The sequence below is a fragment of the Bacillus sp. JHAA genome (genome assembly GCF_036961585.1).
GTDB classification, from domain to species: Bacteria; Bacillota; Bacilli; order Bacillales; family Bacillaceae; genus Bacillus; species Bacillus velezensis.
In genome coordinates this window covers 428259-445024 of sequence record NZ_JBAMDE010000001.1, presented here as the reverse complement: position 1 = coordinate 445024, position 16766 = coordinate 428259, and the positions used below count along the sequence as shown (strand labels likewise).

The following is a 16766-nucleotide window of genomic DNA, read 5'->3' as shown; positions in this document are numbered from 1 at the left end:
GTCTGCGTCTTATGGCGCCCCGGATCTTTTAATGAGGTGAATGGAATGGAATTATCAGAAATCAGGGCAGAGCTCGAAAATATGGCTTCTCGTTTAGCGGACTTCAGGGGGTCTCTTTGACCTCGAAACAAAGGAAGCCCGCATTGCAGAATTAGATGAAAAGATGGCGGAACCGGAATTCTGGAATGACCAGCAGAAGGCCCAAACCGTCATCAATGAAGCGAACGGTCTGAAAGAATACGTGAACTCCTATCATCAGCTGAGCGAGTCTCACGAAGAGCTGCAAATGACACATGATCTTTTAAAAGAAGAACCTGACCAGGACCTTCAGCAAGAGCTTGAGAAAGAGCTGAAGTCATTAACGAAGGAATTGAATGAATTTGAGCTTCAGCTGCTGCTCAGTGAACCATACGACAAAAATAACGCGATTTTAGAACTTCATCCGGGGGCCGGCGGTACGGAATCCCAGGACTGGGGTTCCATGCTGCTCAGAATGTATACCCGCTGGGCGGAAAGACGCGGTTTCAAAGTTGAAACGCTTGATTATCTCCCAGGAGATGAAGCAGGAATTAAGTCAGTCACACTGCTTATTAAAGGCCACAATGCATACGGCTACTTAAAAGCGGAAAAAGGCGTACACCGTCTCGTGCGGATTTCTCCATTTGATTCATCAGGCCGCCGTCACACGTCATTCGTGTCATGTGAAGTCATGCCTGAATTCAATGAAGAAATCGACATTGATATTCGTACCGAAGATATTAAAGTTGATACGTACCGGGCGAGCGGTGCCGGCGGACAGCACGTCAATACGACTGATTCAGCCGTTCGGATCACCCACCTCCCGACAAATGTAGTCGTCACGTGCCAGACGGAACGTTCACAAATCAAAAACCGCGACCGGGCGATGAAAATGCTCAAAGCGAAGCTGTATCAGCGCAGAATTGAAGAACAGCAGGCGGAGCTTGACGAAATCCGCGGCGAACAGAAAGAAATCGGCTGGGGCAGCCAAATCCGCTCGTACGTCTTCCATCCGTACTCCATGGTGAAAGATCACCGCACCAATACGGAAATGGGGAACGTGCAGGCGGTTATGGACGGAGATATCGATATCTTCATTGACGCCTATTTACGTTCTAAACTGTCGTAATCCGGGAACACACCTGCCTTTGGCAAGGTGTGTTTTTTTATCCGTTCTCTTTTTCCATTTTTCACAACAGCGCTTTAGCAAATTAATACGGTATTTGGCTGTTATTTACTTCTAAGCCGGGAAGACTTAAAATGCTATCGAGAGAAAATCGGAGAACGGAGGATTTTGCATGGATGTGAATCACAATAAGCCGCTCCGTCTGATCAAAGATTATATATACATCATGATCGGCGCGGCGATTACGGGGATCGTGTTTAACGTATTTTTGCTGCCGAACCGTATAGCAGCGGGGGGAGTAAGCGGGATCAGCACCATTTTAGAAACGTTTGGTTTTGAACCGGCTTACGTGCAGTGGATTATTAACATCCCTTTGTTTATCGCCGGAGTGATCATTCTCGGCGGGAAGTTCGGAATGAAGACACTGGTCGGTTCCATCGTTCTGCCGCTCGCCGTCTATTTAACAAGAGATCTGCCTGCCGCGACGACCCATGAACTGCTGGCGGCGATTTTCGGAGGCGTCGGGATCGGAACGGGAATCGGCATCGTGTATCTTGGCAAAGGCTCCACGGGGGGAACGGCTCTGGCGGGGCAGATCATTCACAAATACACGGGGCTGTCGCTGGGAACGTGCCTTGCCATCATGGACGGATTAATTGTGCTGAGCGCGATGCTCGTTTTCGGAGTGGAGCAGGGACTGTATGCGATGCTCGGGGTATTTATTTCAAGCAAAACGATTGATGTCGTGCAGGTCGGGTTCAACCGCTCCAAAATGGCTTTAATCATTACGCAGCATGAAGAAGCCGTCAGATCGGCCGTGTTTAAAGAAATCGACAGGGGCGTGACGAAGATTTCCGCAGTCGGCGGGTATACGGAACATGACCGGCCGATCTTAATGTGTGTCGTCGGCCAGACCGAATTCACAAAACTGAAACAAATCGTCAAACAAATTGATGAGTCAGCCTTTGTCATTGTCGCAGACGCAAGCGAGGTGCTCGGCGAGGGTTTCAAACGCGCGTAAACGGGGTTATAATAGCGAAGGGGTGCATCTTACATATGAAATCAAAATGGGCGCTGCTGGCGCTGGTTCTGACCATGTCCGTCCTGCTGGCGGCATGCGGCGGATCCAATGAATCGAAAAAAGAAAGCTCTGACAGCTCAGGCGGATCAAAAGCATCTGCGTCAGCAGGAGAAGAGCTTTATCAGCAAAGCTGTATCGGCTGTCACGGAAAAGACTTAGAAGGCGGCGGAGGCCCGAATTTACAGGAAGTCGGCGGGAAGTATGATGAAGCTAAAATTGAAAGCATCATTAAAAACGGACGCGGCAATATGCCGAGCCATCTTGTAAATGATGAGGAAGCCGCGAAGATCGCAAAATGGCTGTCACAGAAAAAATAACAGAAAAACCTTGCCTGTTATAGGGGCAAGGTTTTTTCACGGTCTGGGAATGAAAAGAAACTGTAATAGTAATATGTCTAAATTTGACGTATAATGAAGTGTACTGAGGAAAAGGAACTTTCAGATTTTTCATCTGTTTCCTGGTAAATCGGCCATAAACCGCAGTATTTTTACGAACTCTATGGCTGCAAGACATAATTAAAAGATTAGGTGATTTCATGATAGAGATGAAAGAAGTATATAAATCCTATCCGAACGGTGTAAAAGCGATTAACGGGCTGTCAGTCATGATTCATCCCGGAGAATTTGTATATGTCGTAGGACCGAGCGGAGCCGGTAAATCTACTTTTATTAAAATGATTTACAGAGAAGAAAAACCGACAAAAGGGCAAATATTGATTAATCATAAAGATCTCGCGTCTGTAAAAGAAAAAGAGATTCCTTTCGTGCGGCGCAAAATAGGCGTTGTTTTCCAGGATTTCAAACTTCTTCCGAAACTGACGGTATTTGAAAACGTCGCGTTCGCGCTTGAGGTGATCGGAGAGCAGCAGTCAGTCATTAAAAAACGCGTGCTCGAAGTGCTCGATCTTGTGCAGCTGAAGCATAAAGCGCGGCAGTTTCCCGACCAGCTTTCCGGAGGAGAACAGCAGCGTGTTTCCATCGCAAGATCCATCGTTAACAATCCTGACGTCGTGATAGCTGACGAACCGACGGGCAACCTTGATCCGGTAACATCATGGGAAGTCATGAAGACGCTGGAAGATATTAACAACCGCGGAACGACCGTCGTGATGGCGACACACAATAAAGAAATAGTAAACACCATGAAGAAACGGGTCATCGCGATCGAAGACGGAATTATTGTGCGTGATGAGTCAAGAGGGGAGTATGGTTCTTATGATTAAAATTCTCGGGCGCCATTTGCGTGAGAGTTTTAAATCTCTCGGAAGAAACACATGGATGACATTTGCATCCATCAGCGCCGTTACCGTTACATTGATTTTGGTCGGCGTGTTTTTAGTCATTATGCTGAATTTAAACAACATGGCTAAAAATGCTGAAAAAGAAGTGGAAATTAAAGTATTAATCGATCTGACGTCTAATAAGAAAACGCAGGATACGCTGCAGAATGAGATTAAAGACATCTCGGGAATCCAAAGCGTAGAGTTTTCATCTAAAGATAAAGAGCTTGATCAATTGGTCAAAAGCTTCGGCGACAGCGGAAAGGCCATGAAAATGCAAGATCAGGAAAACCCGCTGAACAACGCGTTTATCGTCAAAACGACAGATCCGCATGATACGCCGAAAGTCGCGAAAAAAATTGAGAAGCTTGATCATGTGTATAAAGTGACATACGGGAAAGAAGAAGTCAGCCGTCTGTTTAAGATCGTCGGGGTGTCACGCAACATCGGGATTGCGTTAATCATCGGCCTTCTGTTCACGGCGATGTTCTTAATTTCAAATACGATTAAAATCACGATTTTCGCCAGAAGAAAAGAGATTGAAATCATGAAGCTTGTCGGCGCGACAAACTGGTTTATCCGCTGGCCGTTCTTCCTGGAAGGGCTGCTGCTGGGGGTATTCGGTTCTATCATACCGATCGCTCTCGTGCTGAGTACGTACCAATCGATGGTCGCTTGGGTGGCCCCGAAAGTTCAGGGCTCATTTGTTTCACTTCTGCCGTACAGTCCGTTTGTGTTCCAAGTATCACTTGTGCTCATTCTGATCGGCGCAGTTATCGGAGTATGGGGAAGTCTGACTTCCATCCGGAAATTCCTTCGTGTATAAATACAAAAGCCAGTCTGATATAGACTGGCTTTTTTTAATGGTTTCGTTACTGAATGACGGGAAGGGCCGGTGATCCGGGCTTTAATGTAAAGTCATAAGACGATTCGTCACGGTACAGCGGGTCCGCATAAATGGAATCCGAATCGTTTGCCGTTCCTTTTTGGTACGCTGTGAATGAATCATATTCTCTGTTCTTCCAATTCCAAATGCCGTCTTTTCCCGCTTCTTTGTGATAGACGTTATGATTAACGGTATTGCCTTCGTTTTTCGTATAATCATTTGCGATAAAAATCCGTGAACCGCTTGCCGTCATGATGTTTTTTTCGATCGTGTTCCCTTTTGTGCCGTACTGCAGCAGCAGCTGGCCGCCGTCAAGGTCCTTCGTGTCATTTCGATACATAATGTTATGAGCGATCACCGAATTGATGGTGCCGCCGCGTTTCGTGTCATAGCCTCCGATTGAAATACCGGTGTAAGCATTGCCGTACACCTTGTTATCCGTAATCCGGATATCTCGTGCGTATTTCCCTTTATGCTCAGAGGTGGCTTCAATCCCAAGATCATTGTTGTAAACGGTGTTCTTCTTAATGTCCACATGTTCTGCGCCGTCAACGTAAATACCGCCCGCTGAATATTCATCTCCGTAAGCGGGATTTCCGTAAGAAGAGTTATGGCTCACCGTATTGTTTTCAATGACGCCGTTTCGCGCATAGTCGTTTTGCTTGGACGTTCCTTCGTATCCGATCACGTCAATCCCGATATTGTTATTGTCCCGGATGGTATTGCCGGCAATCTTAAATCCGTCAACATTCCCGTTCAGCACGACCGCTTCGCTTGCGCCGAGCGTCAGTTTTTCAACCGTATTATTTGTGATGCTGACATCCTTCATGGCGCCTGTGCCGTAAAACGCGATACCGTGTGCATTTCCCTCATCAGCCGTGGTTTTAATGTTTCGGATATGGTTGCCGTCAATGTTGATATGACTGCTTGATCCGGTGACGCAGATCCCCATGGCCGTCGCATCTTCTGATGATACGGAGAGATTCTCAAGCGTAACGCCGTGAATGGTAATGTACTGTTTATTGCGGATTTGAATTAACGGAGTTTCAGAATCGCTTTTTGGCGCAGATTTGCCGCTGATTGAGACATGCTCATTCTGATAGTTCCGAAATGTAATCGGCTTTTCGGCCGTGCCGCTATGCTTTACTTCAAACGTTTCATCGTACGTCCCTTCCCGAATCAATACGGTTGTTCCGGCCTCTGCCTTTTCAGCCGCATGTTTTAATGTGCGGAACGGCTTTTCTTTCGTTCCTTCATTTTGGTCGCTGCCTGCGGGAGAAACATACAGGGCGTCCGTCTGCATTTTTTCATTGGCCTCTGTTCTTTGCCAGACAAAGGCGGTAATGCCTGCGGCCAGAACCGCCGCGGATAAAATCGATAATTTTATTTTCATATCGCATTCTCCTGTATATTTAATGAATTGCATACAAAATATTATACGTTACCCATATATATGTAACAATCTCGCGTTTTCATTTTTTTGTTGCCGTTACATGAATTCTTTGCAATTTACACATACTATCTCCAGGTTTTCGTAAAAGGACTAAGAGGAGGTAAACGATGAAGCAGAAAATGATCGCAGTGATAGCAGCCGTCAGCATCATGTGCGGCGGAGCTCATATTGCCGGGGCAGTACAGCCGAATTCATCAGACGCAGAAAGAAGCCGGGCAATGGAAAAAATCGAAAAAGCATATGAGCTGATCTCGAACGAATACGTGGAAAATGTAGATAAAGAAAAGCTTCTTGAAGGAGCGATTCAGGGGATGCTGTCTACATTAAACGACCCTTATTCCGTTTATATGGACAAGCAGACTGCTAAGCAGTTTTCCGATTCTCTTGATTCTTCTTTCGAAGGGATCGGCGCTGAAGTCGGTATGGAGGACAATAAAATCATTATCGTATCACCGTTTAAGCAATCTCCGGCGGAAAAAGCGGGACTCAAGCCGAATGATGAAATCATCAGCATAAACGGCGAGTCAATGAACGGGAAAGGTTTAAACGAAGCCGTGCTGAAAATCAGAGGAAAAAAAGGATCGAAGGTTTCTATTAAAATACAGCGTCCGGGTACTGATAAACAGCTGTCATTCCGGATTAAAAGAGCGGAAATCCCGCTTGAAACCGTATTTGCTTCCCGCAAAGAATCAGGCGGTCATCATGTCGGCTACATCGGAATATCGACATTTTCCGAGCATACCGCCCAGGACTTCGCCGCGGCGCTGAAAAAGCTTGAAAAACAAGGGATTGACGGTCTCGTCCTTGATGTAAGAGGGAATCCCGGCGGCTACCTTCAAAGCGTTGAACAAATTTTAAAGCATTTCATCACAAAAGACATGCCGTATATCCAAATTGCGGAGCGTAACGGCGATAAAAAACAATATTTCTCAACCTTAAAACATAAGAAGCCGTATCCCGTCAATGTCATCACGGATAAAGGAAGCGCCTCCGCTTCAGAAATTCTTGCGGGTGCGTTAAAAGAAGCGGGACATTATGACGTTGTCGGTGACACTTCTTTCGGTAAAGGAACGGTTCAGCAGGCCGTGCCTATGGGAGACGGGAGCAACATTAAATTGACGCTTTACAAATGGCTGACACCGAAAGGCAATTGGATCCACAAAAAAGGCATTGCTCCGACAATCGCTGTGAGCCAGCCGGATTATTTTGCGGCGGGACCGCTTCAGCTGAAACAGCCGCTTCAGCCTGATATGAACAGCGCGGATGTCAAACACGCCCAAATCCTGCTGAAAGGCCTAGGCTTCGACCCGGGCAGAGCAGACGGCTATTTCAGCAAAACAATGAAAAAAGCCGTTCTGGCGTTTCAAGACCGGTACAAACTTGATAAAACAGCGGTCATTGATAAAAAGACAGCGGAAAAAATGAATCAGCTGATGAATGAACAGAAATCTGACGAAAAAAATGATTTACAGCTGCAAATGGCGTTAAAATCATTATTTGTAAAATAAATGAAAAGGAGGCGTTTTTTACGTCTCCTGTTTCTTTTGTCACACTCTAAAAATGAACTAAAAGACATATAATTATGTCGGTTTTGACAAGATATTAAAAAAATTTTCACATTTAAACATTTATAAAGGACAAACATTACCCGATATTTATAGAGAAGAGAGACTTTATGCCGAGTTAATATGTATTCAAAATGAAACTTTTGAAAGTTGCCTCAGTCAGTTTTAGTTCTTACAATAAAAGAAGGTTCTAATAGAGAACAGTTTTAGTTTGGCAGCTGCATTTCAGTATCGAAAGCAGAAGTGTTTGCGGCGCTTCAGCACGGCAGCTGTAATCACCCGTGCTTATCTGGATAAAAAAATGGGGGTTCACAATTGAAGAGGGCAAGTATTGTGCGTGAAAAAAAATATTATGAATTAGTGGAACAACTAAAAGACCGAACAAAAGACGTTACATTTTCATCAACAAAAGCACTAAGTCTTCTTATGCTGTTCAGCAGATACCTGGTCAATTACACAAATGTTGAATGTGTTCACGATATCAATGAGGAGTGTGCAAAGCATTATTTCACCTACTTAATGAAAAACCATAAACGTTTAGGAATCAATCTGACGGATATTAAACGGTCCATGCTTTTGATCAGCGGTGTAATCGAGGTGGAAGTCGACCACTATCTGAAAGATTTCTCTCTCTCGAATGTGACGTTGTGGATGACGGAAGAGAGATAGACGTTTGAGATATTCAAGCCAATGATTATTTGGTAGAATAGAATTAAAATGTTTGGCTTGAGGCGGTGAAAGCAATGTCTGTTCAATGGGGAATTGAACTTCTGAAAAGTATCGGTCTGTTTTTTTTGCACCCGATGTTTTGGTTTTTTATCATCATAAGTCTCGCCTGCGGATATTTGCGGATTAAACGTGAACGCCATACGTTTCATACAAAAATCGCAGATATGTATGACGAGCTTATCTTTACATACATAAAAGGACTTATACCGGGTATTCTTCTCTCCATATTATTTTTTGGACTGGGAATTTCGATTCCATTCGGTCTTCTCGGCATAATCGCGGCCGTGACGGCTTTAGCTTCGCTGACGTTCCGTATGAATTGGCTGTCCTCAGCTTATATTGTCAGCGCCGGCATGTTCATTGCGTTTCTCCTTCAGTATACCCACACAGTGCCGTTTGCGGATCGGTTTCCGCAGGCATTCGGCGTGAATTGGGCATCGGCGGCCGTGTTTATGGGCCTTTTGATTATCACGGAGGGAGCGGCTGCCTGCCGTTCAGCGCATCTGAAAACATCTCCGGCGCTTGTCGTCAGCAGCAGAGGCCTGCCCATCGGCCGTCAATTGGCGAATCGCGCATGGCTGCTTCCGCTTTTCTTATTGGTGCCGGGCAGCGGGCTTGAGTCACACCTTTCTTGGTGGCCTGTCTTTACCGTGCCGGGCGGCTCTTTCCATTTGATCTGGATTCCTTATATCGCCGGCTTCGGACAGCGTGTGCAGGGGTCACTTCCGGAAGTCAGCATAAGGATAACGGCGAAACGTGTCATGATTCTCGGGGTTATCGTGACCGCATTCGGGGCAGCGGCCCTTTGGTGGACTCCGCTTGCCGGAGCTGCCGCTTGTATTGCGGTGCTCGGACGCCTGTTTTTATCATTAAGACAGCGGCTGAACGATAACGCGGCTCCGTTTTATTTCTCTAAGCGGGATCAGGGCTTAATGGTGCTCGGCATCATTCCGAATACACCCGCGGACGATCTTGAGCTGAAGATCGGTGAGATTATTACGAAAGTAAACGGCATCCCCGTGAAGCATGTGTCGGATTTTTATGAAGCACTTCAAAAAAACCGCGCATTTGTAAAAATGGAGATCATCGGCCTGAACGGTGAGATCCGGTTTGATCAGCGCGCGTCCTATGAAGGCGAACATCATGAATTAGGTATTTTATTCGTGCAGGATGAACACGAGCACGAAGAAATGACAGCATTATAATGTGATTTTTCATAATTATTCGGAATAGTTTCAAGAACTCCTAAACTAGATTTCAAAATAAAACAGCTAAGAAAATTATATTTTCTTAGCTGTTTTATTTTGAAATAATAAAAAAATAAATGAAGGAGAGGTATGGCTTATTGGAAAGGTTATTGCTAACTCCAAAACCTTTAGAAGATGAATCTTTAGCAGGATATATATTAAGAATAACTGATTATAATGGTTATGTTGGATAGGGGGAGTACATTATAAAAAAGCTTTTACTTAAGAGATTACCGTTGATCTCACTTGGAGTTATAGCTTATATACTGACAAAATACGCGCAGAACCATCAGGATTGGGCGGAGAAATACAGTAGGTCTGTATATCCGTTATTGTCAAAAACAGTAGGACTTGTACCTTCTTGGGTCACATTTTCTGTTAGTGAATGGCTCGTCGTGTTGGTTGTGTTACTATTTCTATTTTATATCGTTTATTATGTGCGCAAGGTCATCATGAGTAAAGGTGCACGTAGGATGGTAGTTTATCGTGGTGCTCTAGGAATCGTTACGATCTGTAGCGTGATATATTTTTGTTATACTATTTTGGGTGGAATAAACTATCACAGATATTCTTTTTTGTCTCATACCGAATATAAAGAAGAGAACTACAGCAAGGAAGAACTGGTTAAATTGAGTAAGTCACTTGCCGTTGAAATGGAATTGGCAAGGGAAAAGTTAGCGGATACTGATCTTTTGGCTCATGTACCAGAGGTTTTTGATTATTATGCACAACACGCAGTGTTCTCGATGCAAATGTTATCAAAGAAATATCCTGTTTTGGAGCATTCATATTCAACACCAAAACCAGTGGTGATGTCAAAACTAATGTCGCATGCAGGGATACATGGTATTTTTGTCCCTTTTACTTATGAATCCAATATCAATGTTAATGTGCCAGTTTTTTTGGTGCCTGCTACTATGGCGCATGAATTGGCACATCAGAGTGGTTTCATGCATGAGGATGAGGCTAATTTTATAGCTTATCTGGCATGTAAGCAGCAGGATGATCCAATGATACTATACAGTGGTTTATTTCTGGCATTTGATTATTCTATATCTGAGCTAAAGAAAGTGGATCCAGATAAGGCGTCTGATATAATGTCCAGTCTGTCCAAAGCGGTGCGGCATGATATAGAACAAAATGAGCAGTACCGGGATAAGTATGAGGGTGTTATTTCAAGTATTTCAAGAAATGCAAATGACGTATATCTGAAGGCAAATAATCAGACAGACGGTTTGAATAGCTATAGTGATATGGTGAATTTGTTGCTGGCAGAGCAGCGAGAGATAGAGAAGTACAATTAAATGTATCTTGAATACTTATAGGTTTATATAGTAATGATAGTGGGCTCAAGTTGAACATAGGAGTGAGTGAAATAAATAAAATAAAAGTATTTCCTATTCCATATGCTGGAGCGTCGGTAAATGCATATTATGAATGGAAAAAACTACTGCCGGATAGATATGAATTGTGTATATGTGAATTGGCTGGAAGAGGAACTCGATTCACAGAGCCTTGTTACCAGTCTGTTGGTGAAGCAAGTGAAGATATCGCCAAAAGAATAAGTGAACAATTAGAATATGACGATGAATATGTTATATTTGGACACAGCATGGGAGCCTTATTGACTTATGAGATATATTATAAACTTAAGCAAATGGGAACTAAGGAACCAAGGCATCTGTTTTTTTCTGGGCGAGATGCTCCACATATTTTTGAAAAGAGAGAAGACATTGAAAATATGACTAATGAAACTTTCTTGACAAAGGTGGAACAATATGGGGGAATACCAGAGGAGTTTTATACAAAAGAGATTATGGATATGTTTCTTCCGATTTTGCGAGCAGATTTTATAATTTTGGACAATTATAAGTTTCAGCCCAAAGCAGAAAAAATAAGTTGTGGAGTAAGCGTTTTTTATGCGGATAGCGATTTTTCGACTCATATCAATGAAATGCATAAATGGAGTGAAGTTGTTGAAGGAAACGTGAAATTTCATAAGTTTAAAGGAGAACATTTTTTTTTGAATCGGTATCCTAATGATATTGTAAATACTATTGTTAAAGATACAGAGACTCAAAATATTTACCAGGCCACCCACCTGGATCGCCTGGAAATACGGGGGTAATCTCCCCCATTAATTCTATTTTGAATTAATTCAAATGAGAGAAACGTTAAAGTCTCAAGTAGTGGTGTAAAAAAGAACTGTGCCTTTTGACAAGGGAAGCCACGGTATGATTCTACTAAAGTGACGCGACTCAACTTTAGAAGGAGGATCAATGTGTTTTGAAATATTATATTTAAAATAAATTTTATCAGTCTGAGAATCCTTCAATGATTGTTACTTAATTTTGCTTAATTATAAAAGTAATATTCAATAATTGTTTTAGGTAGGTTTTAGTAAGGAGAATTATGAAAAAAATTAAGAAAAAACATTGGAAATAATAAGCTTTCAGTTTTATTAATTATGAAAAATCACATATAAAAAGCCTGGTGCCGCTAACAACACGGCGGCCGGGCTTTTTTTACGGCCGGATTACGGCGCAAGCGGCCGAACTTGATCTGAGCTCTCAGCCATTTACATTCACCTTTTCTCTTGTAAATCAAAAGATTCTCATAGAGCAAACGGCATTGCGGTGACACTTTGAGAGAGAAAATGAAGAAGGAAAACTAGAAAAGGTTCCGGAAAGCAGATGCTTACGGAACCTTTTTCGTTATGCCGAATGGCTTTTTTTCGTCTGAACGGTTTCCCCGGACTTGATACCAAGCGATACGAACAAGCCGATCACAGAAACTCCGATCAATATGATAAACAGAATATGAAACCCGGAGATTAAACCGATCAGCGCTGAAGAAATAATGCTTCCGAAATAACGGAAGGTGGAGAAAATCCCGGATGCGATGCCGGACATGCCCGGTTCTACCGTCGCAAGGGAAGATACCTGCATGCTCGTCAGCCCCGCACCTGACGCGATGCCTCCGACTATAAGCGATGCCATAAGAAACGGAACGGAATGGGAATAAACCAAAAGCAAAAATAAGAGATTGGCTACGGCCATCAGCCCGAAGGACAGAAAAATCATTCTTCGCGCGCCCCATTTCTGATGCAGCTGAGCTCCGCCCCAGTTGCTGGCGGACATGAAAACAGAAAAGACTGACAGCGCCATGCCGCTGTGCGACGTGTTCATGCTGAAGTGGCCGGTCATAAAGAGCGGCATAATCAATAACAGGGCGTACATCATTAAATTGCTTAACAGAACCGACAGATTGGCGCTCGTAAAGGTCGTGTTTTTAAACAGGTCAAAATCAATAATCGGATGTTTCGTGCGCAGCTCCCGCCTGAAAAATAGCGGAACAAATACGAGAATGAGCAGTGCGTACACCCAATAGCCCAAAGAGCTTTCATTTTTCGTCAGAAGAATAATAGATACAATGCTTCCGGCAAGCAAAACGGACCCGATGATATCAAGCGGAGCGTCAGACGTTTCTTCTTTATATTTAGGAAACATCACTAATGCCGTCACAAGTGCGATTGCAAGAAACGGAATGTTGACCCAAAAGATCGAATGCCAGCTGAAGCTCTCAATTAAAAGAGAGCCGATAAACGGACCGAGAGCCGCACCCAGCCCGGCACCGAGGCCGAAAAAGCCGAATACTTTCGGAAGCCGTTTTTCAGACACGACATGGCGGATGATGGCGATGCTGTTTGGCGTAAGCAAAGCGCCGCCGGCAGCCTGAAGCGCCCGGAAGAAAATCAATAAGAAAAGACTTGGCGAGAGGGCGCACCCCAATGATGCGATGAGAAAAAGGCCGACGCCCCATAAATACATTTTTTTGTTTCCGTACATATCACCGAGTTTGCCGGCAATGGGCTGTGTCACGGCCATCACGATTAAATACACGGTCACTACCCATGTGATGCTGGCAATTGATTCGCTGAATGAGCGGGAAATGGATGAAAGGGCGACTGCGATCATCGTAGAATTGATGGGAACGAGTATGGCTCCCAGCAAAAGCGAAACGATCAGCGCCCATTCTTTCTTTGAACCCATCCTTCATCCTCCTTGGAGCCGGAAAATGACCGGCCGGTAATGCCTTTCATGAAAATCTCAGTGCTGTGTTTCAGCATCGTTTCCTCAGAGAGAGTGATGACTCTTTTCCCCAGCTGCAGCCGGTGTATAAAATAACCGAAAATCATCGTCATAAAGACGTCTGCATTAGCTTCTTCGCTGCCGGGGCTTATCATATTTTTCTTTGTCAGCTCCTTAAAGTAAACGATTAAATGCTTTTTCACGGATTGCGGATATACGACAATATCCTGCAGGACGTCTTCGAACAGTTCCGGTTCGCGCAGGCAGATGCGGAACACTTCTTTTTTTTGTTCCAATTGCTGAAGAAGGGTCTCCGCGAAATGAAGAAGATCCTCATACAGATCGCCTTCCGCCTTAGTGATCATGCTTTCCGGAACCGGCGTCTGCTGTTCAATCATGGCTTTCATTAATCCTTGTTTGTTTTTAAAATTACGGAAAATCGTTGCTTCGCTTACTTTTGCTTTTTCTGCGATTTCTTTTGTTGTCGCTGCGCGGTATCCTTTTTGGATGATCAGATTCATCGCGGCGTCAATAATTCTCTTGTTCGTCGTTCTCAACATGTTTCACCTCGCGTAAATACTGGCAGGACAAGTATACACCCGCCCTGCCCGTCAATAAAGAGGGAAACCTAGCATGAAGCGCGTTTGACAATCGTAATCTTGCCGTTTGTCCCGTCCACCGTGACGATATCTCCGTCGTTGAGCCTGTCAGTCGCGGCACGTGTGCCGAGAACGGCCGGAAGCCCGTATTCCCTCGCGATGATCGCCGCATGTGACAGGATGCCGCCCGTGTCCGTAATGACGGCCTTTGCATCCTGGAACAGACTGGTCCACAGCGGTGTCGTCATTTTGCAGACAAGCACGTCTCCTGTTGAAAAACGGGAAAATTCACTTGCGTCACGAATGACTTTCACCGGGCCGCTTGCGATTCCGCTTGACGCCGCAAGTCCGTAAATTTGATGTTCAGTGTTTTTTTCATCTTCTGTGATGGAGCCGGTAATCTGTTCAGCCGTTTTCAGCTGTTCCGAAGTCGGAGTCCCGAGATAAGCGGGGGCTTCAAGCAATTGATATTGCTGGAAGAGCTGTTTTCGTTCAGCGGCTTTTTCCTGCATCGGAACCGGCGACACGAGCGCTTTCTCGACTTCATCGCTGTACAAGTACCACATATCCTCCCGATCATCGATTACGCCTTGTTTTTGAAGCAGCTCGCCGATTTTCAGAAGGCAAAGGCGCGCTTTGGCGTCCAGCATCGCATCAATATAAAAATGGTGATCATCTTTGATGACGGATGAAGACAATGTCCACTGATAATAGCGGTCAAACGTCTCCCGGAAGCCGTCATCTTCAATTCTATCCATAAAGTCGGCGTAGAGCTGTTTTCGTTTTTCTATCGTTTTATGAAACTCACTGTCAAAATCGTATCCGTTCCGGACATAGTTCTGAATGTTGGCCAAAGCGAAATAAGGGTTTTCCGCCCAAGTTTCTTCAATGAGATCATGACTTTTCACAGATCTCCAGCCGTATTCCTGTAAAAATTCACCGACTTGTTCGAGAAAGCGTTTTCCCTCATTTGATTGCAGAAGCGTCTGATGCAGCTCATCGGCATGAGAAACCGTAAAGACGCGCCGCAGCTCAGGGCTGTCTTTTACTTGTCCGGAAAGCAGCCAGAGCTGTCTGTCGGTCTCCAATGACTTATTCATGACGCCAGCCAGCATTTCGTACAGAAGGGATGTGTTTTCTTTCTCAACCTGTCCGTACATGGATTCCAGTATCATGTTTAACGCAACCTGCGGAAAGACAATATTGAAATGTTCTGCGTATCCTTTTAAATAGAAGTCTTGCAGGTTTCGGAACGCATCAAGGGCAGTCTCCGGCGTATGGTCTGTATGCGCCAGTTCGTCCAGCTTTTGATAAAAAGGCAGAAAGGTTTCCTGAATAATATCGTACATGCGGTCAGTCAAGACGGGGAAAAGCGCTTCTAACTGTTCTGCAGGCAGCTTGTCGTCCGTCTTATGCTGTCTGGAAAAAACACGGCCCTGATGAAGTTTGACACGCTCGATTTCGATGCCCATTACAGGGAATGCCTTCGTGCTCTCTTTGAGGCCGTATTCCAAAGCCGGCACAATGAGTGAGGCGAATAACGGGCTGACGGGGCCTTCTATATTGGCCTCCATATTGAGCCAAAAATCTTTCTGATCCCGGGGCGTCATGATAAATTCCCGTTCTTCGTCTGCCGCTTTCTGATCCTGCACGATCGTTGTAATCGGCCTGGCCTGAAGCAGATACAGCTTATTTTCGGCAAATCCGAATTCAAGATCCACGGGATAACCGTACAGTTCTTCCGTCTTTATCGTCAGCATGGCAAGCTCTTTGATGCTCTCGTCATCAAGGCAGAAGCGGCTTCTCATGTCAGCGGTCGTCTCTTTTTCCGTCACGCCTTCGTCTTTAGAAACGATATACATTTCTTTTAAGCCGATTTCTTTTTCAATCTGAAATGTATCTTTATTGACGATAAATGTGTCGGGCGTCACGCTGCCGGAGACGATTGCTTCTCCGAGACCGTAGCTCGCGCTGATCATCAGTTCTCCGTCATCGTGTGTGACGGGGTTGCGGCTGAAAATGACTCCTGAAACCTCGGAATTGATCAGCCCTTGCACGACAACGCCCATTAACGGTTCTGCGGTGTCATTGTTCATTTTCTCTTTATAGCCGCTGACCCGCGCCGAGAAGAAGGAAGCCCAGCATTCTTTCACTTTTCCGAGAAACTCTTCTTCTGTTTTGATATTTAAATAGGTTTCGTACTGGCCTGCGAAAGAAGCCCCTTCAAGATCTTCGGACGCGGAGGAGGAACGTACGGCGACAGAGGCGTATGATTCTCTCAATTCATAAAACGACGCGGTCAGTTCCTCCCGAAGCTCTTTTGAAAACGTGCCGTTCATAATGGCGCGCTCCATCTGTTCCTGATCTGCTTGAAGCCCGTTGTCTTCCATAAAACGTGTCAGGGCATTCGTCTGAATGATAAAACCGCCGGGAACGGGCAGCCCGTTTTTCGTCAGTTTAATCAGGTTCATTCCTTTTGCTCCTGCAGAGCGGCTCGATTCTTCCGCTTTTTGAAATCGCACTGAATACATGCGGTATGACCCCCTTTTTTTCTTCATCCAAGAAAATGATAGTAAACACTATCATTACATTGTAAAGAGGGAGGAAGAAACTGTCAAAGATACAAAGACCTAAACCTTCTCATCCTTTCGGCTGAAGAAAGGTAATTCGATTCATCTGGTTAATGGTTCAA

The 16766-nt window shown here is 44.7% G+C and carries 14 protein-coding genes; 10 read left to right on the top strand and 4 right to left on the bottom strand.

Features of this window, described 5'->3' with window-relative positions:
* Positions 1 to 45 precede the first annotated feature (45 nt).
* From prfB to ftsX, 5 genes are all read left to right on the top strand, one after another.
* Positions 46 to 1147, top strand: a protein-coding gene (gene prfB / locus V7728_RS02260) for a peptide chain release factor 2 (RefSeq protein ID WP_099567126.1) whose coding sequence is annotated in 2 segments (ribosomal slippage) — positions 46 to 117 and positions 119 to 1147 — 1101 coding nt in all. Because the reading frame shifts where the segments join, the coding sequence is not laid out codon by codon here.
* A gap of 169 nt (positions 1148 to 1316) precedes the next feature.
* Entirely contained in the window at positions 1317 to 2165 is an 849-nt protein-coding gene (locus V7728_RS02255) for a YitT family protein (RefSeq protein WP_012118565.1), read from the top strand.
* 35 nt (positions 2166 to 2200) lie between these two features.
* A complete protein-coding gene (cccB, locus tag V7728_RS02250) occupies positions 2201 to 2542 on the top strand; it encodes a cytochrome c551 (RefSeq protein WP_003151417.1) in 342 nt (113 codons plus the stop codon).
* Between the two features lie 218 nt (positions 2543 to 2760).
* Positions 2761 to 3447, top strand: a complete 687-nt coding sequence (ftsE, locus tag V7728_RS02245; protein ID WP_099567125.1) for a cell division ATP-binding protein FtsE — start codon at positions 2761 to 2763, stop codon at positions 3445 to 3447.
* Positions 3440 to 4330 carry a permease-like cell division protein FtsX gene (gene ftsX, locus V7728_RS02240; RefSeq protein WP_007407464.1) on the top strand — a complete coding sequence of 297 codons (891 nt, stop codon included), beginning with the start codon at positions 3440 to 3442 and terminating at the stop codon, positions 4328 to 4330. The genes ftsE and ftsX overlap by 8 nt, the downstream gene beginning before the upstream one ends.
* Positions 4331 to 4376: 46 nt before the next feature.
* Here the strand turns inward: ftsX and V7728_RS02235 are convergent, their stop codons facing one another.
* Positions 4377 to 5783 (bottom strand): right-handed parallel beta-helix repeat-containing protein, encoded by a 1407-nt coding sequence (locus V7728_RS02235; protein ID WP_099567124.1) that lies wholly within the window; start codon positions 5781 to 5783, stop codon positions 4377 to 4379.
* Positions 5784 to 5992: 209 nt separating this feature from the next.
* Here V7728_RS02235 and ctpB point away from each other — a divergent pair, with 209 nt between their 5' ends.
* The 5 genes from ctpB (at position 5993) to V7728_RS02210 (ending at position 11512) form a co-directional block, all read left to right on the top strand.
* Positions 5993 to 7351: a carboxy-terminal processing protease CtpB gene (gene ctpB / locus V7728_RS02230; RefSeq protein ID WP_371833989.1), complete on the top strand. Its 1359-nt coding sequence runs from the start codon at positions 5993 to 5995 to the stop codon at positions 7349 to 7351.
* A 372-nt stretch (positions 7352 to 7723) separates the two neighbouring features.
* The gene (swrA, locus tag V7728_RS02225; RefSeq protein ID WP_012118562.1) at positions 7724 to 8077 is read left to right on the top strand and encodes a swarming motility protein SwrAA; all 354 of its coding nucleotides are present in this window, start codon (positions 7724 to 7726) and stop codon (positions 8075 to 8077) included.
* Positions 8078 to 8151: 74 nt separating this feature from the next.
* Positions 8152 to 9342 carry a S1C family serine protease gene (locus V7728_RS02220; protein ID WP_007407459.1) on the top strand — a complete coding sequence of 397 codons (1191 nt, stop codon included), beginning with the start codon at positions 8152 to 8154 and terminating at the stop codon, positions 9340 to 9342.
* Between the two features lie 278 nt (positions 9343 to 9620).
* Complete coding sequence (locus V7728_RS02215) at positions 9621 to 10688, top strand: DUF3810 domain-containing protein (protein WP_082998325.1); 1068 nt, start codon at positions 9621 to 9623, stop codon at positions 10686 to 10688.
* 50 nt (positions 10689 to 10738) lie between these two features.
* Positions 10739 to 11512 carry a thioesterase II family protein gene (locus V7728_RS02210; protein ID WP_042635520.1) on the top strand — a complete coding sequence of 258 codons (774 nt, stop codon included), beginning with the start codon at positions 10739 to 10741 and terminating at the stop codon, positions 11510 to 11512.
* A gap of 586 nt (positions 11513 to 12098) precedes the next feature.
* On the opposite strand, the gene V7728_RS02205 is transcribed toward V7728_RS02210, so the two are convergent.
* The 3 genes from V7728_RS02205 to V7728_RS02195 form a co-directional block, all read right to left on the bottom strand.
* The gene (locus tag V7728_RS02205; RefSeq protein WP_099567123.1) at positions 12099 to 13436 is read right to left on the bottom strand and encodes an MFS transporter; all 1338 of its coding nucleotides are present in this window, start codon (positions 13434 to 13436) and stop codon (positions 12099 to 12101) included.
* Positions 13409 to 14032 carry a TetR/AcrR family transcriptional regulator gene (locus V7728_RS02200; RefSeq protein WP_189318603.1) on the bottom strand — a complete coding sequence of 208 codons (624 nt, stop codon included), beginning with the start codon at positions 14030 to 14032 and terminating at the stop codon, positions 13409 to 13411. Before V7728_RS02200 ends, V7728_RS02205 begins: the two co-directional genes overlap by 28 nt.
* 71 nt (positions 14033 to 14103) lie before the next feature.
* Complete coding sequence (locus tag V7728_RS02195) at positions 14104 to 16605, bottom strand: PEP/pyruvate-binding domain-containing protein (protein ID WP_099567121.1); 2502 nt, start codon at positions 16603 to 16605, stop codon at positions 14104 to 14106.
* Positions 16606 to 16766 lie beyond the last annotated feature (161 nt).